24 protein-coding genes are annotated in these 25095 nt (G+C 38.2%); 12 read left to right on the top strand and 12 right to left on the bottom strand.

Features of this window, described 5'->3' with window-relative positions; translation table 11 throughout:
- Positions 1-174: 174 nt before the first annotated feature.
- A complete protein-coding gene (locus MM214_RS16510; protein ID WP_241297140.1) occupies positions 175-954 on the top strand; it encodes a zinc-dependent peptidase in 780 nt (259 codons plus the stop codon).
- A gap of 556 nt (positions 955-1510) precedes the next feature.
- Here the strand turns inward: MM214_RS16510 and MM214_RS16505 are convergent.
- The 3 genes from MM214_RS16505 to MM214_RS16495 form a co-directional block, all read right to left on the bottom strand.
- A complete protein-coding gene (locus MM214_RS16505; protein WP_241297138.1) occupies positions 1511-3145 on the bottom strand; it encodes an ABC-F family ATP-binding cassette domain-containing protein in 1635 nt (544 codons plus the stop codon).
- A gap of 130 nt (positions 3146-3275) precedes the next feature.
- Positions 3276-3608 carry a hypothetical protein gene (locus MM214_RS16500; RefSeq protein ID WP_241297136.1) on the bottom strand — a complete coding sequence of 111 codons (333 nt, stop codon included), beginning with the start codon at positions 3606-3608 and terminating at the stop codon, positions 3276-3278.
- A gap of 59 nt (positions 3609-3667) precedes the next feature.
- Positions 3668-4735: a DUF4221 family protein gene (locus tag MM214_RS16495; RefSeq protein WP_290295106.1), complete on the bottom strand. Its 1068-nt coding sequence runs from the start codon at positions 4733-4735 to the stop codon at positions 3668-3670.
- 305 nt (positions 4736-5040) lie between these two features.
- On the opposite strand from MM214_RS16495, the gene MM214_RS16490 reads away from it, so the two are divergent.
- The gene (locus MM214_RS16490) at positions 5041-5310 is read left to right on the top strand and encodes a hypothetical protein (protein ID WP_241297132.1); all 270 of its coding nucleotides are present in this window, start codon (positions 5041-5043) and stop codon (positions 5308-5310) included.
- A gap of 350 nt (positions 5311-5660) precedes the next feature.
- Here the strand turns inward: MM214_RS16490 and nhaA are convergent, their stop codons facing one another.
- Positions 5661-6986 (bottom strand): Na+/H+ antiporter NhaA, encoded by a 1326-nt coding sequence (gene nhaA / locus MM214_RS16485; protein ID WP_241297130.1) that lies wholly within the window; start codon positions 6984-6986, stop codon positions 5661-5663.
- A 487-nt stretch (positions 6987-7473) separates the two neighbouring features.
- A complete protein-coding gene (sucD, locus tag MM214_RS16480) occupies positions 7474-8355 on the bottom strand; it encodes a succinate--CoA ligase subunit alpha (protein WP_241297128.1) in 882 nt (293 codons plus the stop codon).
- A 131-nt stretch (positions 8356-8486) separates the two neighbouring features.
- On the opposite strand from sucD, the gene MM214_RS16475 reads away from it, so the two are divergent.
- The 5 genes from MM214_RS16475 to MM214_RS16455 all read left to right on the top strand — a co-directional run bounded on the left by MM214_RS16475 (position 8487) and on the right by MM214_RS16455 (position 15578).
- On the top strand, positions 8487-11921 hold the full coding sequence (locus MM214_RS16475) for an ATP-binding protein (protein ID WP_241297126.1): 3435 nt from the start codon (positions 8487-8489) through the stop codon (positions 11919-11921).
- 52 nt (positions 11922-11973) lie between these two features.
- Positions 11974-13155, top strand: coding sequence for a hybrid sensor histidine kinase/response regulator (locus tag MM214_RS16470; protein WP_241297125.1), 1182 nt, complete (start codon positions 11974-11976; stop codon positions 13153-13155).
- Positions 13155-13787, top strand: a complete 633-nt coding sequence (locus MM214_RS16465) for an ABC transporter ATP-binding protein (RefSeq protein WP_241297199.1) — start codon at positions 13155-13157, stop codon at positions 13785-13787. Before MM214_RS16470 ends, MM214_RS16465 begins: the two co-directional genes overlap by 1 nt.
- Positions 13784-15007: an ABC transporter permease gene (locus MM214_RS16460; protein ID WP_241297123.1), complete on the top strand. Its 1224-nt coding sequence runs from the start codon at positions 13784-13786 to the stop codon at positions 15005-15007. The genes MM214_RS16465 and MM214_RS16460 overlap by 4 nt, the downstream gene beginning before the upstream one ends.
- A 133-nt stretch (positions 15008-15140) precedes the next feature.
- Positions 15141-15578 (top strand): hypothetical protein, encoded by a 438-nt coding sequence (locus MM214_RS16455; protein ID WP_241297121.1) that lies wholly within the window; start codon positions 15141-15143, stop codon positions 15576-15578.
- Between the two features lie 168 nt (positions 15579-15746).
- On the opposite strand, the gene MM214_RS16450 is transcribed toward MM214_RS16455, so the two are convergent.
- Positions 15747-16571: an aminotransferase class IV gene (locus MM214_RS16450; protein WP_241297119.1), complete on the bottom strand. Its 825-nt coding sequence runs from the start codon at positions 16569-16571 to the stop codon at positions 15747-15749.
- Positions 16572-16897: 326 nt separating this feature from the next.
- Between MM214_RS16450 and MM214_RS16445 the strand changes: the two genes are divergently transcribed.
- Together MM214_RS16445 and MM214_RS16440 are read left to right on the top strand one after the other, a co-directional pair.
- Entirely contained in the window at positions 16898-17320 is a 423-nt protein-coding gene (locus MM214_RS16445) for a MerC domain-containing protein (RefSeq protein ID WP_241297117.1), read from the top strand.
- Between the two features lie 54 nt (positions 17321-17374).
- On the top strand, positions 17375-17803 hold the full coding sequence (locus MM214_RS16440) for a hypothetical protein (protein ID WP_241297115.1): 429 nt from the start codon (positions 17375-17377) through the stop codon (positions 17801-17803).
- Here MM214_RS16440 and MM214_RS16435 read toward each other — a convergent pair.
- The 3 genes from MM214_RS16435 to MM214_RS16425 are packed head-to-tail and all read right to left on the bottom strand — an operon-like array spanning position 17800 to position 19431.
- The gene (locus MM214_RS16435; RefSeq protein ID WP_241297113.1) at positions 17800-18240 is read right to left on the bottom strand and encodes a c-type cytochrome; all 441 of its coding nucleotides are present in this window, start codon (positions 18238-18240) and stop codon (positions 17800-17802) included. The genes MM214_RS16440 and MM214_RS16435 overlap by 4 nt on opposite strands.
- Positions 18237-18899: an SCO family protein gene (locus MM214_RS16430; RefSeq protein ID WP_241297112.1), complete on the bottom strand. Its 663-nt coding sequence runs from the start codon at positions 18897-18899 to the stop codon at positions 18237-18239. The genes MM214_RS16435 and MM214_RS16430 overlap by 4 nt, the downstream gene beginning before the upstream one ends.
- Positions 18889-19431 (bottom strand): CopD family protein, encoded by a 543-nt coding sequence (locus tag MM214_RS16425; protein WP_241297110.1) that lies wholly within the window; start codon positions 19429-19431, stop codon positions 18889-18891. Before MM214_RS16425 ends, MM214_RS16430 begins: the two co-directional genes overlap by 11 nt.
- A gap of 54 nt (positions 19432-19485) precedes the next feature.
- Between MM214_RS16425 and MM214_RS16420 the strand changes: the two genes are divergently transcribed.
- From MM214_RS16420 to MM214_RS16410, 3 genes are read left to right on the top strand one after another with little or no spacing between them, the layout of a single operon-like run.
- Complete coding sequence (locus MM214_RS16420; RefSeq protein ID WP_241297109.1) at positions 19486-19911, top strand: hypothetical protein; 426 nt, start codon at positions 19486-19488, stop codon at positions 19909-19911.
- A complete protein-coding gene (gene meaB / locus MM214_RS16415; RefSeq protein ID WP_241297107.1) occupies positions 19908-20918 on the top strand; it encodes a methylmalonyl Co-A mutase-associated GTPase MeaB in 1011 nt (336 codons plus the stop codon). The genes MM214_RS16420 and meaB overlap by 4 nt, the downstream gene beginning before the upstream one ends.
- Positions 20908-21666 carry an RsiV family protein gene (locus tag MM214_RS16410; protein ID WP_241297104.1) on the top strand — a complete coding sequence of 253 codons (759 nt, stop codon included), beginning with the start codon at positions 20908-20910 and terminating at the stop codon, positions 21664-21666. Before meaB ends, MM214_RS16410 begins: the two co-directional genes overlap by 11 nt.
- Positions 21667-21675: 9 nt before the next feature.
- Here MM214_RS16410 and dnaA read toward each other — a convergent pair whose 3' ends face one another.
- The 3 genes from dnaA to MM214_RS16395 all read right to left on the bottom strand — a co-directional run bounded on the left by dnaA (position 21676) and on the right by MM214_RS16395 (position 24869).
- The gene (gene dnaA, locus MM214_RS16405) at positions 21676-23103 is read right to left on the bottom strand and encodes a chromosomal replication initiator protein DnaA (RefSeq protein ID WP_241297103.1); all 1428 of its coding nucleotides are present in this window, start codon (positions 23101-23103) and stop codon (positions 21676-21678) included.
- A 118-nt stretch (positions 23104-23221) separates the two neighbouring features.
- Positions 23222-24118, bottom strand: a complete 897-nt coding sequence (locus MM214_RS16400; protein ID WP_241297101.1) for a bifunctional metallophosphatase/5'-nucleotidase — start codon at positions 24116-24118, stop codon at positions 23222-23224.
- A gap of 1 nt (position 24119) precedes the next feature.
- Entirely contained in the window at positions 24120-24869 is a 750-nt protein-coding gene (locus tag MM214_RS16395) for a 5'-nucleotidase C-terminal domain-containing protein (protein WP_241297099.1), read from the bottom strand.
- Positions 24870-25095 lie beyond the last annotated feature (226 nt).

Genomic DNA, 25095 nt, shown 5'->3' with positions numbered 1-25095 from the left:
ATGGCTGGGGAAGACACCAGACATGGGAGAGTATAAATTGCTGGTGAGGATACCAGCCTTGGGGTGGGGGCATGAAAAAGAGCACATTAGCAAAGTAGCTGGTAAAGTAAAAGAGTGATTTCAGAAGCTTTTGTTATTTTGCAGGAGTCTTTCAATTTTAAACCAACTGTTTGGATGTTTTTCTTGACACGTTTATTCTTTTCTCTTGGAGAGCATGTGTATGCTTCTTACAGAAATCTCAAATTGAGATGGATCAAGCAAAAACTTTCACCCCAAGATAAGAAAGTATTAACAAACCTGTTTTCATATTTTGCGGGGCTTTCCAGTGTGCATAAGGAAGAGTTTGCTGAAAAAGTGGAGTGGTTTATAGCCGAAAAGGAGTTTCTGCCACGAGGAGACTTGAAAGTCGTCACGCAAGAGATGAAACTTTTGATCGCCGCTACTGCGGTGATGGTCACATTCGGGTATCCTCGGGTCAGGCTGAAGCATTTCAGTAAGATTCTTATCTATCCAGATTCCTATTACTCGACCATAAACAAGCAATATCATCAAGGTGAAGTGAATCCTAGACTGGGTATCATAGTGTTGTCTTGGGAGAATTTTGTAAAGGGTTTTATCGACCAAGAAAATGGGGTGAACTTAGGAATTCACGAAATAGCTCATGCCATGAAACTGGAGAATCAGATTCATTACAACAGAGAGAGTCGTTTTTTTAATCCTGATCTTTGGGAAAGGTATGCGGAACAGGCCAAATTGGAAATGGGGAAAATCCGAAACAATCAGAAATCACTTTTCAGAGAAAGTGCAGGCATAAATGCTCATGAGTTTTTTGCTGTTGCCTTAGAAACCTTTTTTGAGAAATCTTCCACTTTCAAGGCTTACAACAAAGAGCTCTATCAATCCTTGGTTTATTTACTTCGACAGGATCCGCTAGTAATTGCGAGTAGGGGGTGATTTTTTTCAGTTTTGAATGGCTGATGAGGACACCAGCCATGGAGTGTGGATAGGGGAATGGTTTGTGGGGACACAAACCATGGGGAGGGAACCCTCGAAGATTCATTAGCAAGAGCACCTTTTGCTAAAAACAATTCCCCTTGTGCAAAGACCCTCGAGGTTTTTTGAAACCTCAAGGGTCACGGTGTGCACTAACCTTTGAGGTCTTTTTTTGACCTCGAAGGTTTTTCCTAAGGGAGATTTCCCTGATGGGGTAGGGAAGATTGAGATTTGTTTTAGCAAGAGCACCTTTTTCTAAAAACAATTCCCCTTGTGCAAAGACCCTCGAGGTTTTTTGAAACCTCAAGGGTCACGGTGTGCACTAACCTTTGAGGTCTTTTTTTGACCTCGAAGGTTTTTCCTAAGGGAGATTTCCCTGATAATGTAGGGAAGATTGCGGTTTATTTCAATTTATTTGGCGAAGCATATATCCACCTTATTTCCCCCATGCTCTGTGTCCTCATAGAACACTTATTTATGATTTGTGAAGACACCAGCCCAAGGGTATGCATCAACTTTACTTTCTTTCCACCTCTCTCAAATTCTCCAATTTCTTATTTCTCAAGAATCCATTGATGTCCTCAAAGTGTTCTTTGACACGCTTATTGCCAAATTCGAATACTTTGGTGACCAATCCATCCAAGAAATCTCTATCATGCGATACGATGATCAAGGTGCCGTCAAAGGCTTTTAGTGCATCTTTGATGATGTCCTTGGTCTTCATGTCCAAGTGGTTGGTTGGCTCATCGAGAATCAGGAGATTAACAGGCTCTAGCAAAAGCTTGATCATGGCAAGCCTGGTTTTTTCTCCTCCAGAAAGTACTTTTACTTTTTTATTGATATCATCTCCTTTGAACATAAAAGCACCAAGCAAGTCTTTGATCTTGGAACGAATCTCACCTACGGCTATCTGGTCTATGGTCTCGAATATGGTCAAACTCTCGTCAAGTAAAGACGCTTGATTCTGAGCAAAATAGCCAATCATTGCATTGTGTCCAAGTTCGCACTTGCCTTCATAGTCAATTTCTCCCATGATGGCTTTGATCATGGTGGATTTACCCTCCCCATTTTTTCCCACGAATGATACTTTCTGCCCTTGCTCGATGATCATGCTCGCATCTTTGAATACCACATGGTCTCCATAGGCCTTGGAGAGGTCTTGTACGATCACTGGGTATTTGCCTGACCTTGGCGAAGGAGGGAACCTCAGCTTCAAAGCCGAAGTATCCACTTCATCTACTTCCACGATATCAAGTTTCTCTAGCATCTTCACACGAGATTGTACTTGTAGCGTTTTGGAATAAGTTCCTTTGAATCTTTCTATAAACTGAGTAGTCTCTGCAATGAACTTTTGTTGCTCGTCGTATTGCTTTTGTTGCTGCTCTCTGCGCTCTTTTCTCAGCTCGAGGTAATGGGAGTATTTGGCTTTGTAATCGTAGATTCTTCCCATGGTGACCTCGATGGTACGGTTGGTGATGTTGTCTACAAAAGCCCTATCGTGAGAGATTACTACCACCGCTTTGGCTTTTTCAGTCAAAAACTCCTCAAGCCACTGTATGGATTCAATATCCAAATGGTTCGTTGGCTCATCGAGAAGGATAAGGTCGGGCTTTTGAAGGAGGATTTTGGCAAGCTCTATGCGCATTCTCCAGCCACCTGAAAACTCAGAGGTTGACCTGTCCAAGTCAGCTCTTTCAAATCCTAATCCCAATAGCACCTTTTCGACTTCAGCTTCATAATTGACTTCTTCTATAGCATAGAATTTTTCGCTGAGTTCGGATACTTGTTCGATGATTTTATAATAATCTTCAGAATCATAGTCTGTTCTGACAGTGAGCTCTTCATTGAGCCTTTCGATTTCAGTTTTCATGCTCAGGTAGGAGGCAAATGCTTTGGCTGCTTCATCTCTTACTGAGCAATCGTCAGATGTGAGCAAATGCTGCGGCAGGTATGCAATCACTGCATCTTTTGGTGCAGAAACTCCACCTTTTGTGGCTTTGGTTGCGCCTGCAATGATCTTAAGCATGGTGGATTTTCCTGCACCATTTTTACCCATAAGGGCGATTTTATCATTCTCGTTGATTGAAAATGAAACGTCACTGAACAATGCATGTCCTCCATGCAAAACTGAAATATTGTCTACTGATATCATGATTTTCGCTATTCCCCTGCAAATGTAGGGAATTGAAGGCTGAAATTTATGGCTAGGCCCGAGATCGAATTCAAAATATGGTGTTTGGGTTTATAATATTGATAATACTTTTAAGTAGAATTATAGAAATCTAATCTAGTTTTAGCGGTACTTGCCATTTCTTGTCTCGCATTTTTAGCTCAAGAGCATTGTCAAAAATCACACCCTGTTTTCTGTTAATTCCTTCAAAATCAATGAAAACCATTTTATTTTCAATCGCACGATCGAACCGTTCTTCAAGAACTGATCTGTTTCTGGGCTGGACAATTATGTAAATTGTATGGCTATTTGTAGTTTCTATTTCGTTAAAGATTTTTTCTTTGCATGGTGCACAGCTGAAGTCTGAAACCAGTATGTATTGGTGATCTTCTTGAGGTTTGGAATTAGTGATTTCTTCAACATAGCTCAATATCATATTTTCCATGGAGCTTTTTGAGCTACAGTATGAAAGAAGCTGAAACACAAATATGAAATAAATATACCTCATTCTACTAAGTAGGTTTTGAAGTACAGTTTATCCTCATTTTCATTGCTGACATAAGTGATGTTGAACCCTTTTTCATTAACAAAACATCGGTCCAGATAAGTCCCATTTTCTGATTTTTCAACTAGGAGTTGAGCGATTTTACGATAGTTTTGCTTTGGGTCAAAAGCCATAATCGTCATATTCCGAGCTCGGTGAATTGGGTCACGTAGCAATCCTGGTTTATAATTTTTATTTGGCTCCTCAACTATTCTATAGATGAGTTTTCGAAATGGATCCCAATGAATAGATCCAAAGATGTGGTGGTTTTGATAATGAGATCTGTACGCATCATTGTTTTCGATTTCTTTAGAGGATAGAGGTGGGGCTTTTTTGTAGTTTTTCGGAAATGCGTCAAACTCTTCTATAATATTCAACTCCCTGTTTGCCAAGTAAGCTTTTTCGTCCGCAGCATAACTTAACAAGAAGAAGTCCTCATTAGGGTTGTAATCCATATATAACATCTCATAATACTCCCCTAATCCTCTACCTTGCAACTTTTCTGGAAAACCTAAAAGTGATTGCGTCTCTCCAGTGACCAGACTCTTGGAATTGAGAAGGGTTTTTACACTTGTTGCTTCGGCATAGACTGCATTGATATTTGGTGCGCCTGAGACATAGATCTTATCTTCAATCTTTCTGAAAAGTCTATTCCTGCTGAATACAGGCATAAATGCTTCTTTGGATTTTGGCCAACCTGTGTTTTTATCTATTTCATCATTTTCCAGAAAAAAATCTAAGGTTTGAACAATGTCAAACTCCTTGTTGATGAGGTACATTTTGTATGCTCTCCGGCGATTTAGAAAGATGCTATCTTCATTTATAATGAAAAATTCATGAATTCCAGTTTGAAGGTTAGGTTGATTTTCTGAATATGCTATACTTTCTATTAGCTCTCCTGTCTCTAGACTGTATAGCTTGATTTGTCCTTTTGCCTCAACATGAAAAGCATAAGCTTCTTTTCCTTTCCAATCACTCAAATATTGAAAGTACTCCTCAACAGGGGAGGTGAATCGGTCTAGATGAATTTCATAAGTATGAATTCCTTAAAGCTGAGTTCAGGTTCCGAGCTTTGATTTCCAGCGCAGGAGTAGATGCAGACTAAAACAAGCTTTAGCAAAATATGCCTTATATTGATATTCTTCATGGTGTATCGGTTTGAAAAGTTTGTAGCTTCCGATTGCTCGAAAGCTACATTAGACTGATTGTAATTTAATAAAAAGCAACATTAAAGCAATTTTAGTTTGAATAATTTTAAAATCAGGGTTGAATCAAAGTTTGTTATTTCTGGAACAGTCTTTGCACTTATCTTATCAAAAATTATATTTTAGATATGAATAACAGAGAGAAATTAGAGAAAATGGATAGGGCATTGAGAATGCTTGAGGACCTTAAGCACAGTCAGGTTGCCATGATCGAAAAATCCTCCAAACTTCAGTTGGACGCTATGGAGTTCAATTTTTCAGAAATGGAGAAAAACATGTCGGATTTGTTTGCAAGATACAATGAATCCCTCGACATGGTAAATGCAGAAATCGAACGATTTGAAATCAAGAGGAATCAGTTTGAGCAAGAGCATGGTCTAGACAAGATTGAAGAGTAATAAAAAGGCTGTTTCGAATTTTCGAAACAGCCTTTTTTAGTTTTGATATCAATGTCGTTTGGTTAAGAAGACCTTTCAGGTTTTGTTCGCAAATTGGAAAGTACTATTGTGCAGCACATTTGTTATTTGAAAGGGAATCTGAAAACACTGAATGCGCTTATATGTTTTTTAGTTGAATTTGCATTAGAGGGATGGTTTTAGGTAATTTAATAGATTACCTATAGATCAATATCCTCTGCGTTTTAGTCTGAGCAAATCCAACCTGCCTTCATCGAGTCTCCATTGGTTTCTGACTCTTGAAGACTCTGGTAGGATTTGTTTTCTGGTATCTCCGCAAATACCCACATGATTTAGGACTTTAATGATTTTTTCAATATTAAATATCCCAATGTCCCTGAAAGAAATGAAGCCAATAGCACACCCATTTTTGCTTGCTCAAGATAAGTATTGGAAGTAAAAGCTAGTGAATTGATAAATAAAGACATAGTGAATCCTATTGCAGCTAAGAACGATATCCCTAAGAGCATAGAATTATTGAGCCCATCTGGCATACTAAACCATCCAAGCTTCAATCCTAAAGTTGATAAGCCATATATGCCTAAAATTTTCCCCAAAACCAATCCTATTCCTACACCTAGTGCGACAGGACTACTTATCATTTCCAGCCAGTTATTGTCGATTATTACTCCAGCATTTGCTAGAGCAAATATTGGCATAACTAAGTAAGCTACTAGTCCATGCATGCTTCTTTCTAGTCTTTGCATAGGGGAAATAGAGGCTTTTGAGATTCTTTTTATTTCTCCGATTATGTTTTCTTCCTCACTCGAAAGCAAATATTCATCCTTTTTTGATTTTTTTGCTTTTTTGAATTTTTCAGTCAAGGCATTGATAGATTCTATATACCTAGCTTTGTTGATTCTTCTGTCTGCGGGTATTACAAAGGCAACAACAACAGCCGCTATAGTAGCATGTACTCCAGATAATAAGGTGGCTAGCCAGACTCCTCCTATTCCTAGAATAGAGAAAATTAAAACTCTCCTCACACCCAGTTTGCTCAAAAGAAACATGAAGCCCAAAATTAGTCCAGCGATTAATAGATTTTGAGTTGAGATTTCTGAGGTGTAAAATATAGCAACAACCAATACTGCACCCAAGTCATCTATAATAGCTAATGCAGTCAGGAATACTTTTAGTTGAATCGGGACTTTTGGTCCTAGCAAGTAAAGCACTCCAAGTGCAAAAGCGATATCTGTAGCCATTGGGATTCCCCAGCCTTTCAAAGCCTCATCCGAACCACTTATATTGAAAGTGACATAAATCAAAGCAGGTAGAATCATTCCTCCTAAAGCTCCTATTATTGGCATAAGAACATTTTTTGGTACGGAGAGTTCGCCAGCTAGGATTTCTCTTTTCAATTCCAAACCTACAACAAAGAAGAATATAGACATAAGTCCATCATTGATCCAAAGCAACAAAGACTTTTCTAAAGTAAAACCACTTATAGTAAATCCTATTTTTTGATTCAAGAACCATTGGATATGAACATTGGCAGGAGAGTTGGCTAGTATCAATGCAAGTCCAGCTGAGAAAAATAGCAAAAATGAGCCAAATGTACTTTTTCTAATAAACTGTACAAAAGGGCTAAGTTTATCCAGTTTTATGTTTTCTGTAGTCATCGTATTTTAATTTATGTATGTCCTTTTTGATACATGAAGAAGTATTTCAAGCAAATAATAGATTACTTCAAGACTGGTATCACTAATAACTTGTCCGCCAAGGCGAATCCAGTATCAATTAATATCTGGATCTTGAAAACCCTAAATATGACTTGGTAGCTGGTGCCTGTGAGGATATGCACATATAATTTTTTTTGAAATCAAACTATGAGAATACCAGCTGAAAAAACCTATACGGTGCTCTATATCCTAAAGGTTAAGCTAGAGATGATTGAGGATCAATGGATTTGATGTTACTAAATCTACAGGTTGCTAATTAAACTTCTAAATAAAAAAGTCTGTACTTACCATAATTATGGCTTCTAATGGTGAAAAATGAAGAAAATAAGATGTTTTATATCACAAAAAAAACGCTCCGAAGTTATTCGGAGCGTATACAGATTATATTATTAAAATAATCTATTAAATTTTTTTATAGAAATCATAATTAAGCTTCCACACCAAGAGCTTTGGCCATTACAGCACCAATTTCAGCTGGTGATTCTGCTACATGGATACCATTTTCTCTCATGATTCTCATCTTGGCTTCTGCTGTATCATCTGCTCCACCTACGATAGCTCCTGCGTGACCCATACGACGTCCTGGAGGTGCTGTTTGTCCTGCGATGAAACCTACTACAGGTTTTTTGTTTCCTGTTTCTCTGATCCATTTTGCAGCTTCAGCTTCATAGTTTCCACCGATTTCACCGATCATTACGATGGCATCAGTTTCGCTATCCTCCATGAGAAGTTGTACAGCTTCTTTGGTAGAGGTTCCGATAATAGGGTCTCCACCGATACCGATTGCTGTAGATACACCTAGTCCAGCTTTTGCTACTTGATCAGCTGCTTCATAAGTCAAAGTGCCTGATTTTGATACGATACCAATTCTACCTTTTTTGAATACAAAACCAGGCATGATACCTACTTTTGCTTCTCCTGGAGTGATTACTCCTGGACAGTTAGGGCCTATCAAAGTAGCTCCTCTTTGCTTGATATATGGCTTAGCCTTCAACATGTCAGCTACAGGAATTCCTTCTGTGATAGCGATGATTACCTTGATACCAGCATCAGCTGCTTCCATGATAGCATCAGCTGCAAAAGCTGGCGGTACAAAAATAATAGAGGTGTCAGCACCTGTTTTTTCTACAGCTTCTTCTACTGAATTGAACACTGGCTTTTCAAGATGAGTAGAGCCACCTTTGCCTGGGGTTACACCACCGACTACATTGGTTCCGTACTCTATCATTTGCTGTGCGTGGAATGAACCTTCAGATCCAGTGAAACCCTGCACAATCACTTTTGAATTCTTATTAACTAAAACACTCATGTTGCGATTTTTATAAGTTTGACACAAAAATAAAAGAATAAGCCCTTAGACAAAAAGAATTCTCAAACAATATCCATTTTATTTACACTCTCATTAACTTTTCCTATTTTAGAACCACTTAAGCCCATTATATGAAGAGCCATTTTCTTATTCTTTTATTTATACTTCTGAATTTTGATCTTTTGGGTCAATCTTTTCAATTTAACAGTGAAATCAAAGGTGTAGCCCTTCCGACTTCTAATGTCAAACAGTTGACTCAAGACAGAGAGGGATTGATTTGGTTCAATACAAATGATGGGATATATTATTCGGACGGGATGGCTACTTACGGGATACCTGATAGTATTTCCAATGACCTGACCAACAAGGTAAGTTTCCAAAAGGATGATGATGGCTTGATATGGGTTTTTAATGTCATCAAAGAGGTGAAAGTTTATAAAAACTCCAAATTTGGTTGGGAAGAGCTTAAGCTACCTCAGGAATTAGAAGACTTGAATAGCTTGAAGTTTCTTAATGTCACTGTTTTAGGCAAGGGGCAAGAGAAAATGGTTCATGTCATCACTTTGGATGCTATATGGTCTTGGAGAGTGTTAGATGGCAAATGGCATAAAGAGGAATTTTCGTCTTTGGAATATGGGCCTTTTATTTCAGGCTTTTTCTATCATGGGGAGTCCTATTTATTTTTTGAAAAAGCTTCATTTCATCTAGGATTCAAAGGGCTTGAGAGATTAAGTTTTCAAGGTGTAGATATCCCTGGATCTATTTTATATGTAGCTTACAGTGAAGAGGATAGTGTTTTTTATTACCTGGGAAGAGATTTTTTAGCTCAAGGATCAGATTTTTTGCAAATTGATAAACTTGCGCATGTAGGTTTTGTTAAAAACATCTACAGTGTGGTGGATTACAGTGGATTGCAATTCAAGGATGGGAGGGTGTATTACTTTTTCAATTCGCAACTTTACAAGTATAATCCCGAGAATAATCAAGTTCAAGAAATAAGTGTTCTTGAAGCCTTAAAGGCTTATAATATTTATTCAGCATTTGTAGATCGTGAAGGAATTATTTGGATAGGGACCAATAGGGGGCTGGTTAATATCAATTCATTGCTATTTCTAAATTTCGATTCGAGACGATTTTTAGAAGACGAGGTCACTGCTGTTGCCAAGTTAGGTGATGGTAGATTTTTATTTGGTTTCAATAATGGTGTGCAATTATTTGAAAATGGAGTTTATAAAAATTTGCGACATGAAATAGCTTTGGCAGGTCAGCCAAGGAATAGAGTTACGAATTTCTCAAAAGATAAGAATGGGATTTTTTGGTTTTCATCTAATCTAGCTGGTGTAGGGAGGTATGTTCCTCAGACGGGGGAGTTGACCTATGAGGAAAGTAAGGAGGGTAAGTTTGTGACTTCTGTGAAGGCAATAGGGGATTCTTTGTTTGTAGTGACTCGTGATAGGGTCTACCTCTCCGATATCAACAGAAAGTCAGGTTTTTTTGAAAATGATATTACTTTAGAACTTTTGAAAAACATACCAAAAGAGCAGGTGTTTTTAAGGAAAGTTGATAAGCTCAAAGATGGTCGTTTGATTTTTCTGCAAGGAGGAAATGAACTCATTCAAGGCACCATCTCTCAGACGGATGAGTATATTAATGTCATAGGTTATGATTTTTTGGAAGAGAATGGAAAAATGCTCATTGGGACAGAATCGGGACTGAAAGTATGGGAAGATGGTGAGATTACTGATTTTGAGCTTAGAGGTCAGCGGATACGACGACCTATTTTTGTTTTGTTGAAAGATTCAAGAGGCAAGATTTGGGCAGGTACAGATCAAGGTGTTTATATGATAGATGATGTCTCGATCAGGAAATTTGATCAAAAAAGTGGCCTTATAGGTAATGAGGTCAATCGAGGGGCCATGATAGAGACTGATAGAGGGAGGATTATGATTGGTACACAAAGGGGACTTTCTATTTACTTCCCATCGGAAGATGACTTGAGACTAGCACCACCTTCTACCGATATTTTGGGAATTTCTTTGCTCAACAAAGAAATCAAAGATCCTGATCTGACTAAAGTGTCATACCAAAACAATTCTGTAGAAATTAACTACAGGGCGATAAGTTTCTTGCAGTTTACTGATTTGGTGGTGAATTATAAGCTAGATGGATATCACGAAGACTGGCAGCAAATATTTAATCCAACAAGTAACTCTTTGGTATTTAATAATTTGCCTTCTGGGACATATCGCTTAAGGATGTTTTCAAGTTTGGGAGGAGTGATTTTCTCAGATGAAATATTGAGTGAACCTTTCACAATCAGAAGACCATTCTATGCTCAAGCATGGTTTGTCTTGATCGTGTTGGGGATTTTTGTTGGTATTGGGTTTTTGCTGAACACCTTGGTCAATCAAGGAAAAAGTCAACTGATGCTTAAAAAAACCATTGATGAAAAGACCAAAGAAGCATTTACTTTAGAGAACCAATTCAGGAATGTATGGAACAGCTCTGTGGATGGTTTAATTCTTTCATTGGAAGGAGGTCGCATACTAACAGGTAATCCTAGTTTGGAAAAAATGGTCGGTTTCTCCAGGTCTGAACTAGAATCAATGCACATTAAGGATTTATATACCGATCCTGATTTCTACTACAAGCAAAGAGATATTATCCTTTCTAATACAGGTGCAGGGATCCAAAACAAAAGTATTGAGCATGAAGCGGAGATGCCGTTTAAGTCTGGGAAGAGAATTATTTCAATGTTCATTACTTGGCTTGAGGCCGAATATCACGGCTCTAGGGTATTGCTTACAGTGTTTCGGGATGTGACAGACAAGAGGCAGTATGAAGAAAGTCTCATGAAAGCCAAAGAAAAGGCAGAAGAATCAAATCGGCTTAAATCTAGTTTTTTGTCAAATATGAGTCACGAGATTCGCACCCCTCTCAATGGAATACTAGGTACAGCCGCTCATATAGCTGAAACATGGAAGCAAGACCAAAAGTTACAGGAGCAATTAGAAGTCATTAAAGAATCTGGAGAAAGACTACTGCATACCATCAATGGGATTTTGGATCTATCAAAAATAGAGGCCAATAAAATGGATGTATTGTTAGAAAATACTGAAGTAAATGACTATGTGCGCAAAGTTTTGTTGCCTCTGAAGACACTGGCAATGAAGAAAGGATTATTGCTTTCTGCAAAATTTGAAACCAAACCATTCATGGCAAAAATTGATCGGAGGTACCTAGAAATGATTATCAATAACCTGGTAGGTAATGCTATAAAGTATTCAGAAAAAGGATTGATTTGTGTCAAAGTAGGCTTACATGATGGAAATCTGAAACTAGAAATCCAAGATGAGGGTGTAGGTATTGGCCAGGATTTTATGGATAAGCTGTTTAATCCATTTGAGCAAGAAAGCGAAGGGTACAACAGGATGTATGAGGGAACAGGACTTGGGTTGACAATCACCAAGAGTTTAATCGAGATTTTAAAAGGAAAGATCAGCCTCAAAAGCGAAAAAGGAAAGGGCACTCTTGCAACTGTCGAGTTACCATTGTTTCAAAATTGATTTTAGGAAAACATTTATTCTAGTAATTTGCAGTTGAATTTAAAAATCACCTATGTACCCATTAAGGATTTTAATTACCGAAGACGATCATGTCTCTGCACTTTTGCTCAAGAAGGCCTTAGAGAGAAACAACCATCAAATCATAGGGATTTCAGATTCAGGTGAAAAGGCCTTGGAGATATTGGAAAAGAATCAAGCAGACCTTGTGATGATGGATATTAATCTGTCAGGGGAGTTGGATGGTATCAAAACTACAGAAATCATCAATGAAAAATATGATATTCCTGTGGTGTACCTGAGTGCAAGTTCCGATTCTGAGACTTTGACCAAGGTCGTAGGCACCAATCCGAGTGCTTATGTCATCAAGCCATTCAATATTCGTGAACTCAATATGGTTATTGAATTGGCCATATTTAAAGATCGGAAGGAAAAAGAACTACAGAAACTCAACAATGAACTAGAGGAAAAAGTAAGACAAAGAACCAAGGATCTTCATGAAGCTAACAAGGAGTTGACTAGGGCATTGGAAAAAGAGAGAGAAATAGGAGAGCTTAAATCTAGAATAGTCTTGAACGTATCGCATGGATTCAAGACCCCACTAACGTCAATTTTGAGTTCGGCCCAATTGCTCCAAGTCTATGCAGACAAAGATCACCCCTTCAAGGCTAAGATAGCAAAGCATGCTAATAAAATTGAAAGCTCGGTACGCAGTCTGAATGGGTTATTAACTTCAGTTTTATTTTTTGGTAAAGCAGATGCCAATAAGATAGATTATAATCCAAAGAAAATGTATCTCAGTTCTTTCTTTCAAGAGATAGTAGATGTAGTCAAAGCAGGTGCGGAAAATGATGTCAAAATTGTTCTCAAAACTGAGAAAATCCCTAGATCCATGGTGACAGATGTCGATCTGATGTATCAGGTCTTTGAAAACTTACTTTCTAATGCAGTGAAGTACTCCAAAGATGGTCAGGTCGTGGATTTCAACGTATGGTCCGAAGGGGGGTACATTCAAGCAAAGATAAAAGATAGCGGTATTGGAATACCAAAAGCGGAACAAGATCAGTTATTTGATCGTTTCTTTAGGGCAAAGAATGTGGGAATCATAGAGGGATCTGGATTAGGCCTGTCTATTGTGAAAAAATGTGTAGAAGTGCTCAAAGGAGATATTAGTTTTGTAAGTGATGCAGGTAAGGGTACTACCTTCCATGTAAAAGTGCCAATAAATAGAGAATGATGTTAGAAGTAAAAGGTATAAAGTTTCAATACGAAAAAGGGAGGCCATTTGATATTCCTGACTTTCAATTGAGTTCAGGTGAGCAGCTTTTGATTTTAGGGAAATCAGGCAGTGGCAAGACAACTATCCTAAATATTCTGGGAGGATTGCTTAAACCTCTTTCTGGGGATGTAAGGTTAGGAGATACCCTAATCAATCAGCTAAGTGGCGCAAAATTGGATAAGTTTAGAGGAAAGCACATTGGAATAGTTTTTCAGAAGCCTCATATTCTTTCTCCATTGACCGTTGAGGAGAATCTCAGTTTGGCTAATTTTTTTTCAGGGGCAGATGGAAAGAGAAATCAAGAATTGCTCAAGGAGTTAGGAATAGCAGATAAGCGCAGAGCAAAAGTAAATACCTTGAGTGAAGGAGAAGCCCAAAGGGTTTCTATAGCTAGGGCATTGGCCAATCAGCCTGATTTGATTTTGGCAGATGAGCCTACGGCTAGTTTGGATGATCATAATGCAGAAATTGTGATTAAATTACTTCAGGATCAGGCTAAGAAGTATAATGCGGCACTTATTATAGTGACACATGACCAAAGGGTAAAAGACCATATAGTAAATCAAATAACGATAGGAGCTTTGTCATGAATATGCTGAAACTAAGTTGGAAATATTTGATTGCTAAGCCTTTGAATACTGGCCTAAATATACTTCTATTGGCTCTAGGTCTCGCAATCATTACCGTTTTGATCTTGATTCAAGATCAGTTTGAAAATAAGATGGCCAAAGATGCAGAGGGTATTGATCTTGTCGTAGGTGCTAAGGGTAGTCCGCTACAGTTAATACTTTCCAGTGTATACCATATTGATTTTCCTACAGGTAATATAGATATGGAAGAGGCTCAATCTCTCACACGAAATAGACTTGTGAAAAAAATCATTCCTCTAGGAATGGGAGATAATTATCAAGGATACAGGATAATAGGTACGAATCATGACTATCTTGAGCTTTATCAAGCAGTAATTTCGGAAGGGGAAGTTTGGAAAAAACCATTCGAAGTAGTCCTTGGAGAAGAAGTTGCTAGAAAGCTGGAACTAAAAGTAGGGGACAATTTTGTGGGATCACATGGTATTGGCAGTAGCAGTCATGAGCATGATGAGCATCCTTACCTTGTCACAGGTATTCTTGCCAAAATGAACAACGTTTTGGATAAATTGGTGCTTACCAGTATAGAGTCTGTGTGGTACTCTCATGATGAAGGTCATGATCATGACAAATTTACCGCAGATGTCAGTACGACTGGTTTTCCACCAACAGATGAAGATCGTGAAGTTACTTCATTGCTAGTACAGTATCGGAATCCTATGGCGGCGGTACAGCTCCCTAGGTACATCAATAGCAGAAGTTCCATGCAAGCGGCATCTCCCTCATTCGAAATATCAAGGTTGTTTGAGCTTTTGGGGGTAGGAGTGAAGCTGATCCAAGGTCTCGCTTATGCAATTATCTTTATCGCAGGCTTAGGTATCTTCATAGCTTTGTTCAATTCCCTAAAAGAACGGAAATATGACCTTGCAGTAATGCGTACACTGGGAGCTTCAAGCTTTCAATTGTTCATACATATCGTTTTGGAGGGAATTATTTTGACTTTGCTCGGTGCGTTGGTAGGTATTGCCATCGGACATGTATTCCTTGCCTTGCTAGTAGCTCAAAATGAACAAGGTGCGATAAGTGGCCTCTCTGCGGCAGTGTTTTTGCAAGAAGAATTGTGGATAGTGGTTTATGCTGTTGCTGTTGGGGTGATTGCTTCCTTGATTCCAGCATATTCAGCTTATAGAACAGATATAGCAAAGCAGCTGACAAGAGCATGATCTCTGCTAAGGATTTGGTTGTTGTGAAAAGAACCATGATTTATAAATCTAAGCTTGTGAAGCTGGAAAATCAAAGCATTAATGTAGTTTTGTGAAGAGAGAATTAAATTGTCAACCTAATATAATTGAATAAATGAGATTGAAGAGAATACTATTGCTTTTGGTAATGATGGGTCTAGGTACATTTACCTATGCACAGACCAATGGTAATGTTTGGAGAGCCTTGTCTGAGGTGACGTATAAAATTGGCGAGGATGATTTTGGGGAATTATACATTCCTGTATTCAGTGATAATATCAAAAAGCTAGCAGGTAAAGTTGTGGAAGCAGACGGATATATCATACCTTTTGAAGGGATGTTCAAGCCAGAGCATATTATCTTATCTTCTTTGCCCCTAGCAGAATGCTTTTTCTGTGGATCAGGTGGTCCAGAGACAGTGATGGAAGTGATGATGAAATCACCAATCAAGTATACTTCAAAGCGAGTGAAAGTAAGGGGCAAACTTACCTTGAACGACAATGATCCAGAAAAGCTAATGTATATTGTGGTAGATGCGGAATTAGTGAATTGATCCAATTTATCAAACTAGCAGCATGAGATTGGCTGCCTCTGAAGGTGTATTCAGAGGCAGTTTTTTTTGAAACTTTTAGATGATTGTTCGACATCCTCAGGTCCTGCGAGTCATCAGCATGTCACGCAATAGGAAAAAGAAGATTCAAGGTTATACCTCAAAAGTCAATTAATGTAGGGTGTGTTTTGCTTCCATTTTTTTGAATTCCTCCATCAGCTGTTGAGTGAATGGGCCTACTTTACCATTTCCTACTTTAGACTCATCGATAGTGGTAATCGGCAGAATGCGTTTCGTTGTACTGGTCATGAATACTTCATCAGCTTTCATCAGCTCTTCCAAAGTGATAGCTCTAATGCTGGTTCTGGGAGCTAATTCTAAAACTCGCTTTCTAGTAATGCCATGAAGAATGTGCTCACTTGGAGTACTAATTTCTTCGTTTTTGATGACAAAGATATTGCTCCTTGAACTCTCAGAAATGATGCCCTGATGATGATAGATGACATCTTCGGCATTTAGTGATTTCCATTGCGCACTTAGCCATACAGGATAGGCATAGTTTGTTGTTTTGATGTCGGCAATAGCTCTTACGTAATCGGCAGTCACAAGCTTCACACCTTGCTCATACTTTGATGGAGAGGGAAACAATAGCTCTTCACAGAAGATGAAAAGGTCGCTTTTTGCTGGACTAAAATGGTTTTCTGATAGTCCTCCAGTCAGAAGCATTCGGATACCACCATTTTCTAAGTCATTTTGCTCGATCAGTTTCAGGATGATTTCTTCAAGTTCTTTCTTAGTATACCTCAAATCCAAATGTGTTTTTTCAGCGGATCTGATGAATCTATCTAAATAGTCTGATAGGAAAAGTGGTACGTAATTCGATGTTCTGAAAAAATCAAAAATCCCATACCCCCTAATCAAACCAATGTCCATAGGGTGAATCTGTGCATCTTGAGATTGAATTATATCCGTTTTTGAAAAGCAATATGGTTTCATAGGTTTTTAATTTTGATCCTTACTGAGGAATTTGTTGCTGTTAAGTATGAATTTGGTTTTTGTGATTATCCTTAATTTCATTGAACTATGATGAATAATTTTACCAAATTTCAGAATTTTATTTAATATTTGAGTACTTCCATAAATTTAATATGGATATGCGGGACTTTGCCAAAAACATTACAAAATTCCGTTTTATCTAACTTCCGATATAAATTGATATTGGATACTTTTGGATATTGAGCATTAACAACCTGTTGAGCCAATGAATTGAAGTTGCTGGCAAAAAGCGTATAATCAGAAAATTTAAATGTATATTTGCAATTATGTTGCAAAAACTTAAAAGATTATCTTCAAAATCGGCGGACTTGATGGGGATTTCAGCTTCGCTACTGTGTATGATTCATTGCCTAGCCATTCCAGTGATGATTTCATTAGGTTTCATTTTTGGGCATGATGATCATTCTCACCATGATCATGATCATCATATTCATTTTCATGGACATTGGATGGATTTTATTTTTGTTGCATTGGCCATATGGGCAGTTTTAAACGCCTCTAAAACGACACATTCTAAGGGGATAAAAATAGCACTTTATATTGCCGTGACAATTTTTTCTGTAGCTGTTTTGTTACATGAAAGTATATCATGGATGATCTATGTCTCCCTAATAGCCTCGTTAAGTTTAGTTATTGTTCATATTATAAATTGGAAGTTTCACAGGAAATGCAATGTAAATGTTAAATAATTTCTTTTTTTAGTTAAATTATTTTTTCTTTGTGTAATTAGTAGAGAAAAAATAATGAATGCTTATTTAAGAAATTTTTACGTTTTGATTTTGATCTCAATGTTCTTTTCATGTAAAGAGGACAAAGCTCTAGAGAATCAAAAACTTAGAGATGAAGTGATTCAGATTCACGACGAAGTGATGCCATTTATGGGAGAATTGAAATCTTTGAGGAAAGAAGTGATCGCAAAAGCTCATGATTTGGAAGCTAATCTAGATCAAAGTAGTACTGAAGAAGTAGCATCTTTGAAATTGCTTGCTAGGCAGCTTGATGAGGCTTTTGACGGTATGTTTGTTTGGATGCGCCAATTCAATCAAAAGGAAGATGAAATGACAGATGAAGAATTGGAGTCGTATCTTCTGGAGCAAAGGGAAATGGTGCAGAAAGTTAACGAGGATATCAAAAAAGCTATGTCTGATGCAAAGATTGCATTGAAGAATTAGTTTTCTTTAAGATACTCATTTACTTTTTTACTGTCAATTATCCCTTCACTACTCCCCCAAATATTGTAAATGTAGGTGGTGATTTGGGCGATTTCCATGTTTGTCAAGGTCGGGTTGGCAGGCATGGGTTGATTGTATTTTTGTCCATTTACTTGTATTTCGCCTTTCAATCCATTTTTGATTATACGAACAGTCCTGCCTATATCTTCTAGCATATAGTCGGAGCCATTTAGAGGGGGGATGAGTTTACCGAGTCCTTTACCGTCACGCTGATGACAATTTGCACAATGATTTTCGAAAAGTATTTTGCCTTCAATGGCATATTGCAATACTTTGGGGTCTCTAATCTCAGAGAGTCCCTTTTCATCGTCTTGTTTCTCTGCCTTACATCCAAAGAGTGAGCCTAGACATAGTATGCAAATGATTAATCTTTTCATTCTTTGGGAGTGAGGAGTTTGGGGATATCTCTCATAAGTTTATTTACTTGATCTTCTTTTGTGCCATCATATACCCCTCTGATACGGCCTTTTTGATCGACTAGTACAAATGCACCTGAATGAAGAATCCCTCCTGGCTCGCTACTATCTTCCATGGCTGTGGTCAGGTAGCTAGTCTGACCTATTTCAAAAATCTTCTCCTGATCTCCACTGAGGAAATGCCAAGTTTTGTCGTTTTCCACGCCAATTTTGTAAGCAAATTCCTTCAATAACTCAGGTGTGTCATGCTCCGGGTCAAGGGTATGACTCAAAATCATAAACTGATCTTCATCCTTGAATTTTTCATAGACTCTTAGCATCTGAGTTTTCATGATAGGACATATTGTCGGGCAGGTGGTGAAGAAAAAATCTGCCACATATACTTTTCCAGTTGTTGTACTGTTGCTGATTGATTTCCCTTCTTGGTTGACAAAGTTGAAGTTTGCTATTTTGTGAAAGACGGTGTCTTGAATCGTTTTTCCTTCCATTTCAAACTCATTGATGTGCCAGTTCCCTAATATAGGTAGAGTTCCTGTTGATTCTTCTTGCTGATTTTGACAGCTGAGAATCAATGCTGTTATTAATATGAAGTAGAAAGCTTGGTTCAGTTTAGGATTCATTTTTTTCTCTGATTTTTTTGTAAAACTTAATTCCAATCATCATCAATATACTTAATGCAATAAGTCCAATTACGCCCCAGACAGCACTTAATAGGTTTTTTAGGACAATGATAAAGACTATAGCAAATAACAATACAGTAGCGATTTCGTTCCAAATTCTTAGCTGTGTAGAAGTCCATTTGGAAGTGCCTGATTGCAAATCTTTGAACAATTTGTGGCAATAAAAATGATAGATGTACAAGCCAAATACAAAAGCCAACTTGGCATGCATAAAGCCTAATTGCATATATCCCCATCTATAAGACAATGTCCAAAACCCAAATACGAGGGTCAAAACTGCCGAAGGCCAAGTGATAATATACCAAAGTCGAGAAGCCATAAGGTTGAGCTGGGGAATGAGAATTTTTCTTTCTTGCTCTGGTCTTTCCCAAGCTTCAGCCTGATAGATGAATAGCCTCACAATATAGAATAGGCCTGCAAACCAGGTGACTATAAAGATGATATGCAGCGCTTTTATATATTCGAATGCCATTGTCCTTTTTTTCTGCTAAATTAAGGCTTTAAATGCAAAAAAACATTCCTTATCATGAAGTTCAATCGTCTCGTTTATCTTTTGTTCGCTTTAGTAATAGGTCTGATGGTTTGGATAGTAAAGGATTCATTTACACAGCCAAGTGTTAGGGATTTGGACTTAGTCTATAAAGAACTAGTTTTTTTCAGAAACGAAAATAATACAGGACCTATTCAGCGGGTGTATGTGGTCTACGTAGAAGATGATTCTAGGGAATTGCTAGAGGCATATGGTGACTATATGCCACATACAAAATATGGAAATACTCAAGTGTATTTCTTCACTGATAGCACCAATGCTCCCAAAGATGTGCTTCACAGTAAGCCTTTTATTCCCATTGCGTATCAAGCTTACTGCGTGGCTAAATATGAGAAATCTGCAATGGGTGATGTAAGGTTCTTGAATAGACCATTTGCTGAGAAAAATGAGATAGATCAATGAAAAGGAGGCAAAGATTATCGGTAGGAGCCTACGTGGAGGGTGTTCTAAAGGGTGATAGGGTCATTTTAAGTCAAGCAATTACCCTGATGGAGAGTTCTTTGGAATCAGATCAACTGCTTGGAGATGAAGTGATGGACGCTGTCCTTTCCCATACGGGTAATTCAATGAGAATAGGCATTACTGGAGTGCCAGGAGTAGGGAAAAGCACTTTTATAGAACAGTTTGGGCTTTTATTGATAGATAAAGGATATAAGGTGGCAGTTCTAGCGATTGATCCGAGTAGCCAATCCAGTCGCGGAAGTATATTGGGGGACAAGACGCGAATGGAGTTACTCTCAATGGATCCTAGAGCATATATTAGACCAAGTCCAGCAGGCAATACGCTTGGAGGTGTGAGTGCAAAAACTAGAGAGGGCATGTTACTCTGTGAAGCTGCTGGTTTTGATGTGATTTTGATAGAAACTGTAGGAGTGGGGCAGTCTGAAATAGCTGTCAGTGGTATGGTGGATTTCTTTTTACTTTTGATGCTAGCAGGTGCAGGGGATGAGCTTCAAGGCATCAAGAAGGGAATAATCGAAATGTGTGATGCTTTGGTTGTAAACAAAGCTGATGGTGAAAATGTCGATGAGGCAAAGAAGGCAAAGAGAGTGTACTCCAATGCCTTGCATCTATTCCCACAGAAAGAAAGTGGCTGGTCTCCTAAGGTACTCACATGCTCAGGGTTGAGTGGGGATGGTCTTGAAAAAATCTGGGAATCAGTTTCACAGTACAAAGAATTGGTAGAATCTAACGGGTACTTTGAGAGAAATAGAGCCAAACAAAGATTGAATTGGATGAATGAGCATGTGAAGTATCTTTTGGAAACAGTCTTTTACAAGAATGATCAAGTTCAGTCACTATTAGAAGCATCTTTTCAAGATGTCAAATCTGGGAAAATGTCTGCCATAAAACTTGCTCGAAAATTAGTTAACCTATTTATAAATCAAGAAATTAAAGATGAAAAATAAGCTGAATTTATTTCTGATACTTGGCTTGATCCTATCAGCCTGCCAAAGCTCTGAAAACTTATCACCATTAGCGTCTGAGCAAAGAGAATATGCTGTGGAGGAATGTCACAAAGATACATGTGCCAAGTTAGATTTGAGCTATGTGTATTATACGGGGGATAGCGAGGTTGACTCTATGGTCAATTTTAGGATTGATCAGATCATGACAAACTTTGTGTCATTTGAAGAGCCCGCCGAATCTTTGGCATTGGCGGTAGATCACTTTTTTCAAGAATTCAATAGTTATATCCAAGACTTTGAACATGGTGTTGGCTGGTTTCATGAAATTATGGCTCATGAAGATTATCAAAGTGATCAAGTTTTGACTGTTACAGTTAGAGGAACTTCTTTTTTGGGAGGGGCACATCCTAATTCATTTCCTAGAATTTTGAATTTCAATAGACAGACTGGTGATTTGATCTCCAATGATGATTTGGTTTTGAACCAAGAAGCACTTTTAGCTAAGGTAGAGGAAAAGTTTAGAGACTACCACGATGTAGCCAAAGAAGTCTCATTGAATGAAGATGGACGTTTTTTTCTGAAAGACGATAAATTCTTCTTTTTACCAGCCAATATGGGTTTTTGTGAAGATGGGTTCTGTCTGGTTTACAGCAGCTATGAGATTGGGCCTTATGTGTTAGGAGAGACTTCTTTGGTATTGACCTGGGATGAACTAGATGGGCTGGTTAGGACAGTATTTGAAAAATAATGCGATCTTTTAGTAAGATCGCATTTTGAATTTTTTCTTAAGTTCGTTGACTGCATTTCTAAACGATGTATCTGTTTCCATCAAGTCATTTACAGTCTGTATAGCATGTATCACTGTGCTATGGTCTCTTCCACCAAAATGATAGCCTATAGATTTCAATGAATGGTTGGTGTATTCTTTTGAGAAATACATAGCAACTTGTCGAGCGGTTACGATTTCTTTTTTTCTTGTTTTGGCTTTGAGATCTTCAAGTTTGATTTCAAAATAATCCGATACAGATTTTTGGATGAAGTCTATGCCCACTTCTGTTTCTATATCTTTGACGATATTTTTCATTATCGTTTTTGCAAGAGTAAGGTCTATCTCTACCCTGTTGAGTGAAGCATGAGCTATCAGTGAGATCATCACTCCCTCTAGCTCACGTACATTGGTGTCCACGGTATAAGCCAAATATTCAATCACATCATCTGGTATGTAAATTCCTTCCGATTGCATTTTTCTCTTGATGATAGCCACTCTTGTCTCGAAGTCTGGCATTTGCAAATCGGCAGTCAATCCCCATTTGAACCTCGATAGAAGTCTTTCTTCGAGGCCTTTCAAATCCCGAGGAGGACAATCGGATGTCATGATGATTTGTTTCTTGTTTTGGTGGAGGTGATTGAAGATGTGGAAAAACATCTCCTGTGTCCTATCTTTCCCCGCCAAGAATTGAATATCATCAATGATCAGCACGTCTACTTGCATGTAGAAATTTGTAAAACTTTTCACATTCCCATCTTTGATAGAGTCCATGAATTGATTCACAAACTTTTCTGAAGAAACATACAAAACAAACTTTTCCTCTGGGCCATTTTTGATTTCATTCCCAATGGCTTGCACCAAGTGTGTCTTTCCTAAACCAACTCCTCCATACACCATCAGTGGATTGAATGAAGTGATGCCAGGCTTGGTCGCAACTGCAAAACCAGCTGATCTTGCCAATCTATTACAATCGCCTTCGATGTAGGTATTGAAAGAATAGTTAGGATTGAGGTTTGATTGCAAAAGCATCTCACTGTTGAGGCTTTGCATCTCGAAAGGGCTCTTACTTTCAGTGAGATTTGCTGTATTTTGCTTCTTGTTGGCATGGGAGGCATTTCCCTGCGGAAAACTCACCATGTATGGTTGGTTTTGAGAATTGCCTCTATCTACTACTACCGCATATTCTAGACGTCCATTGGGACCTAAGGTGGTTTTTATAGCCAGCTTCAATACTTCTACATAATTGTCTTCTAGCCATTCATAAAAAAATTGGCTTGGAACCTGTATGGTCAAGCTACCACCTTCCAGCCTAACAGGATTGATAGGTTGGAACCAGGTGGAAAAGCTTTGTTCATTTACATGCTGCTCGATCACACGTAAGCATTCTTTCCATACTGCATTAGCCTCTGAACTCATTTACCTTTGATATAAATACAATTATTGAAAAGGTTTAACTTCCCTCTATGGTCAAATTGAAGGGGAACAAAATTGGGGAAAATATATTTAAATAAAAAATCAAATTCCGCTTGACTTTTTAATAAACATGAAGATTTCGTGCTGACGCAAAGGAAGTTTGGGGATTTTTTGAAAATTCAAAATCTAACTTACCCAGCCTAAGTGCTCCAGTGCCGACTTGATTGATAATCGTCTTATGGTTGTGAGCATCTATTTTGATGACAGGCTGATCCAAAAATGTGTGTGAATGTCCCCCAAGAATTAAGTCAATTCCAGTCACTTCATCTGAGAGTTTAAGGTCAGATTGATACCCAAGATGCGAAAGACATATGACGAGATCACATTTTTTTGACTTTAATTCCTTTACCATTTCGTTAGATACTGAGACGGGATCCAGGAACTTTGTATTCCCATAATTTTTTGCTGAAACCAATCCCTCTAGTTTGATGCCTAGACCAAACACACCAATTTTGAGGCCTTTCTTGGAGAAAATTTTGTAAGCCGGGAAAGCATTTTTTAGAATGGTGTCTGAAAAGTCATAGTTGGAACATAAGATGTCGAATTGGGCATGTTCTAGCTGTTTCGCTATGCCCTCGAGTCCATTGTCAAATTCATGGTTTCCAAGAGTACTCGCATCATATCCCATTTGGCTCATGAGTTTGAGCTCAAGCTCACCACCATACACATTGAAATACGGAGTACCCTGAAAAAAGTCCCCTGAATCTAACAGAAGAATATTTTCTTCTTCATTTCTTACTTCATTGATCAATGTGGCTAATTTGGTCATTCCGCCTTGGTTTGCATTTCTGCTTCCATCATTGGGAAATGGCTCAATTCGGGAGTGCATATCATTGGTGTGGAGGATAGTCAGTTTCTTTGCTTGAGCAAATTCGCTTTCTGTAGCCCAGAGGGAATTAGAAAGTCCCAACCCTATACCAGCTAAAGTACCTCTTTTTAGGAATTCTCTTCTCTGCATGTCAATTGTATTTTTGTCTTCCTTCGATTTCAGCATTAAGCTGCTCTCCATTTGAGTTCATCTCTCTGATTACTTCGATCAGCATGTCTCTCAGCAGGATGTCTGTTTTTTCTTTTGCAGGGAGCTCTGACAAAAAGCCCATATTGTCACCACCATTTGCCAAGTAATCATTGATGGCGAGCAGGTATGTTCTATTTTCCTCCAAAGGCTTTCCATTGATAAGGAACTCACCTAGCTGGTCTTCCTCTCCCGATATTTGCATACCGCTTACGGACATGTTTTTATATTTTGCCATAAAAGCTGCGAGGGTGTTGACATCAGCAGCACGCAATTCTAATATGGTAAGATAGTTGTCAAAAGGAGATAGCTCATAGATATTTCCTAAAGTAATGTTGCCTTCTGGAAGGTCATTTCGCATGCCTCCATTATTGATGATTGATATGTCGATAGGGAGGTTCAACACTTTTTCGGCATAAGCTTTTTGAACATCCGCTACAAAATTCCCTAAAAGTGATTCGCCTTTGCTTCTAGTAAGTGCTTGACTAGAAACGCCTATCACCTCGTTCATTTCTTGCTCCAATTTCACTTTGTATGGTGTGATCATTTGAACAAACTCTTCTGATTCTTGGACTTGTTCCGAGACTGGAACAAAGTTTCCTCTTGATTGTAATGAAAGCTGCGGAGCACAGCTCGTCCAAAGTATAACCGAAAAGATTAAAAAAGAATAGCAATGCTTGGATAGGTTTTTCATGTCAGTTTTGTGTTCCTGATTTGCGCGGCTAAGATAGGTTTTTTTTTATTTTTAATCCGCGTAAAATTACAAGTCAAGGGTTTGAAGCATGTCAACCCAATGTTATTTTATTGAGAATATTGTAAACTAGGTGATCAAGTCCTGAATTATATTTTCTTGGACAAGTAGACTATAAAAATTAACTTTGATGATATGATCAAGGATTTTCCATAGCTTGTGGAAGTTG

Origin of the sequence: Belliella kenyensis (assembly GCF_022549675.1) — a bacterium.
GTDB classification, from domain to species: domain Bacteria; phylum Bacteroidota; class Bacteroidia; order Cytophagales; family Cyclobacteriaceae; genus Belliella; species Belliella kenyensis.
The sequence above is the reverse complement of the archived record's forward strand: the minus strand, read 5'-3'. Positions and strand labels throughout refer to the sequence as shown.

What these genes read in the sequence shown, in the direction of transcription:
- MM214_RS16510 (WP_241297140.1), top strand. Translation starts at nt 175, where the DNA reads ATGTTTTTCTTGACACGTTTATTCTTTTCTCTTGGAGAGCATGTGTAT.
- MM214_RS16505 (WP_241297138.1), bottom strand. Translation starts at nt 3,145, where the DNA reads ATGATATCAGTAGACAATATTTCAGTTTTGCATGGAGGACATGCATTG.
- MM214_RS16500 (WP_241297136.1), bottom strand. Translation starts at nt 3,608, where the DNA reads ATGGAAAATATGATATTGAGCTATGTTGAAGAAATCACTAATTCCAAA.
- MM214_RS16490 (WP_241297132.1), top strand. Translation starts at nt 5,041, where the DNA reads ATGAATAACAGAGAGAAATTAGAGAAAATGGATAGGGCATTGAGAATG.
- nhaA (WP_241297130.1), bottom strand. Translation starts at nt 6,986, where the DNA reads ATGACTACAGAAAACATAAAACTGGATAAACTTAGCCCTTTTGTACAG.
- sucD (WP_241297128.1), bottom strand. Translation starts at nt 8,355, where the DNA reads ATGAGTGTTTTAGTTAATAAGAATTCAAAAGTGATTGTGCAGGGTTTC.
- MM214_RS16475 (WP_241297126.1), top strand. Translation starts at nt 8,487, where the DNA reads ATGAAGAGCCATTTTCTTATTCTTTTATTTATACTTCTGAATTTTGAT.
- MM214_RS16470 (WP_241297125.1), top strand. Translation starts at nt 11,974, where the DNA reads ATGTACCCATTAAGGATTTTAATTACCGAAGACGATCATGTCTCTGCA.
- MM214_RS16465 (WP_241297199.1), top strand. Translation starts at nt 13,155, where the DNA reads ATGTTAGAAGTAAAAGGTATAAAGTTTCAATACGAAAAAGGGAGGCCA.
- MM214_RS16460 (WP_241297123.1), top strand. Translation starts at nt 13,784, where the DNA reads ATGAATATGCTGAAACTAAGTTGGAAATATTTGATTGCTAAGCCTTTG.
- MM214_RS16455 (WP_241297121.1), top strand. Translation starts at nt 15,141, where the DNA reads ATGAGATTGAAGAGAATACTATTGCTTTTGGTAATGATGGGTCTAGGT.
- MM214_RS16450 (WP_241297119.1), bottom strand. Translation starts at nt 16,571, where the DNA reads ATGAAACCATATTGCTTTTCAAAAACGGATATAATTCAATCTCAAGAT.
- MM214_RS16445 (WP_241297117.1), top strand. Translation starts at nt 16,898, where the DNA reads ATGTTGCAAAAACTTAAAAGATTATCTTCAAAATCGGCGGACTTGATG.
- MM214_RS16440 (WP_241297115.1), top strand. Translation starts at nt 17,375, where the DNA reads ATGAATGCTTATTTAAGAAATTTTTACGTTTTGATTTTGATCTCAATG.
- MM214_RS16435 (WP_241297113.1), bottom strand. Translation starts at nt 18,240, where the DNA reads ATGAAAAGATTAATCATTTGCATACTATGTCTAGGCTCACTCTTTGGA.
- MM214_RS16430 (WP_241297112.1), bottom strand. Translation starts at nt 18,899, where the DNA reads ATGAATCCTAAACTGAACCAAGCTTTCTACTTCATATTAATAACAGCA.
- MM214_RS16425 (WP_241297110.1), bottom strand. Translation starts at nt 19,431, where the DNA reads ATGGCATTCGAATATATAAAAGCGCTGCATATCATCTTTATAGTCACC.
- MM214_RS16420 (WP_241297109.1), top strand. Translation starts at nt 19,486, where the DNA reads ATGAAGTTCAATCGTCTCGTTTATCTTTTGTTCGCTTTAGTAATAGGT.
- meaB (WP_241297107.1), top strand. Translation starts at nt 19,908, where the DNA reads ATGAAAAGGAGGCAAAGATTATCGGTAGGAGCCTACGTGGAGGGTGTT.
- MM214_RS16410 (WP_241297104.1), top strand. Translation starts at nt 20,908, where the DNA reads ATGAAAAATAAGCTGAATTTATTTCTGATACTTGGCTTGATCCTATCA.
- dnaA (WP_241297103.1), bottom strand. Translation starts at nt 23,103, where the DNA reads ATGAGTTCAGAGGCTAATGCAGTATGGAAAGAATGCTTACGTGTGATC.
- MM214_RS16400 (WP_241297101.1), bottom strand. Translation starts at nt 24,118, where the DNA reads ATGCAGAGAAGAGAATTCCTAAAAAGAGGTACTTTAGCTGGTATAGGG.
- MM214_RS16395 (WP_241297099.1), bottom strand. Translation starts at nt 24,869, where the DNA reads ATGAAAAACCTATCCAAGCATTGCTATTCTTTTTTAATCTTTTCGGTT.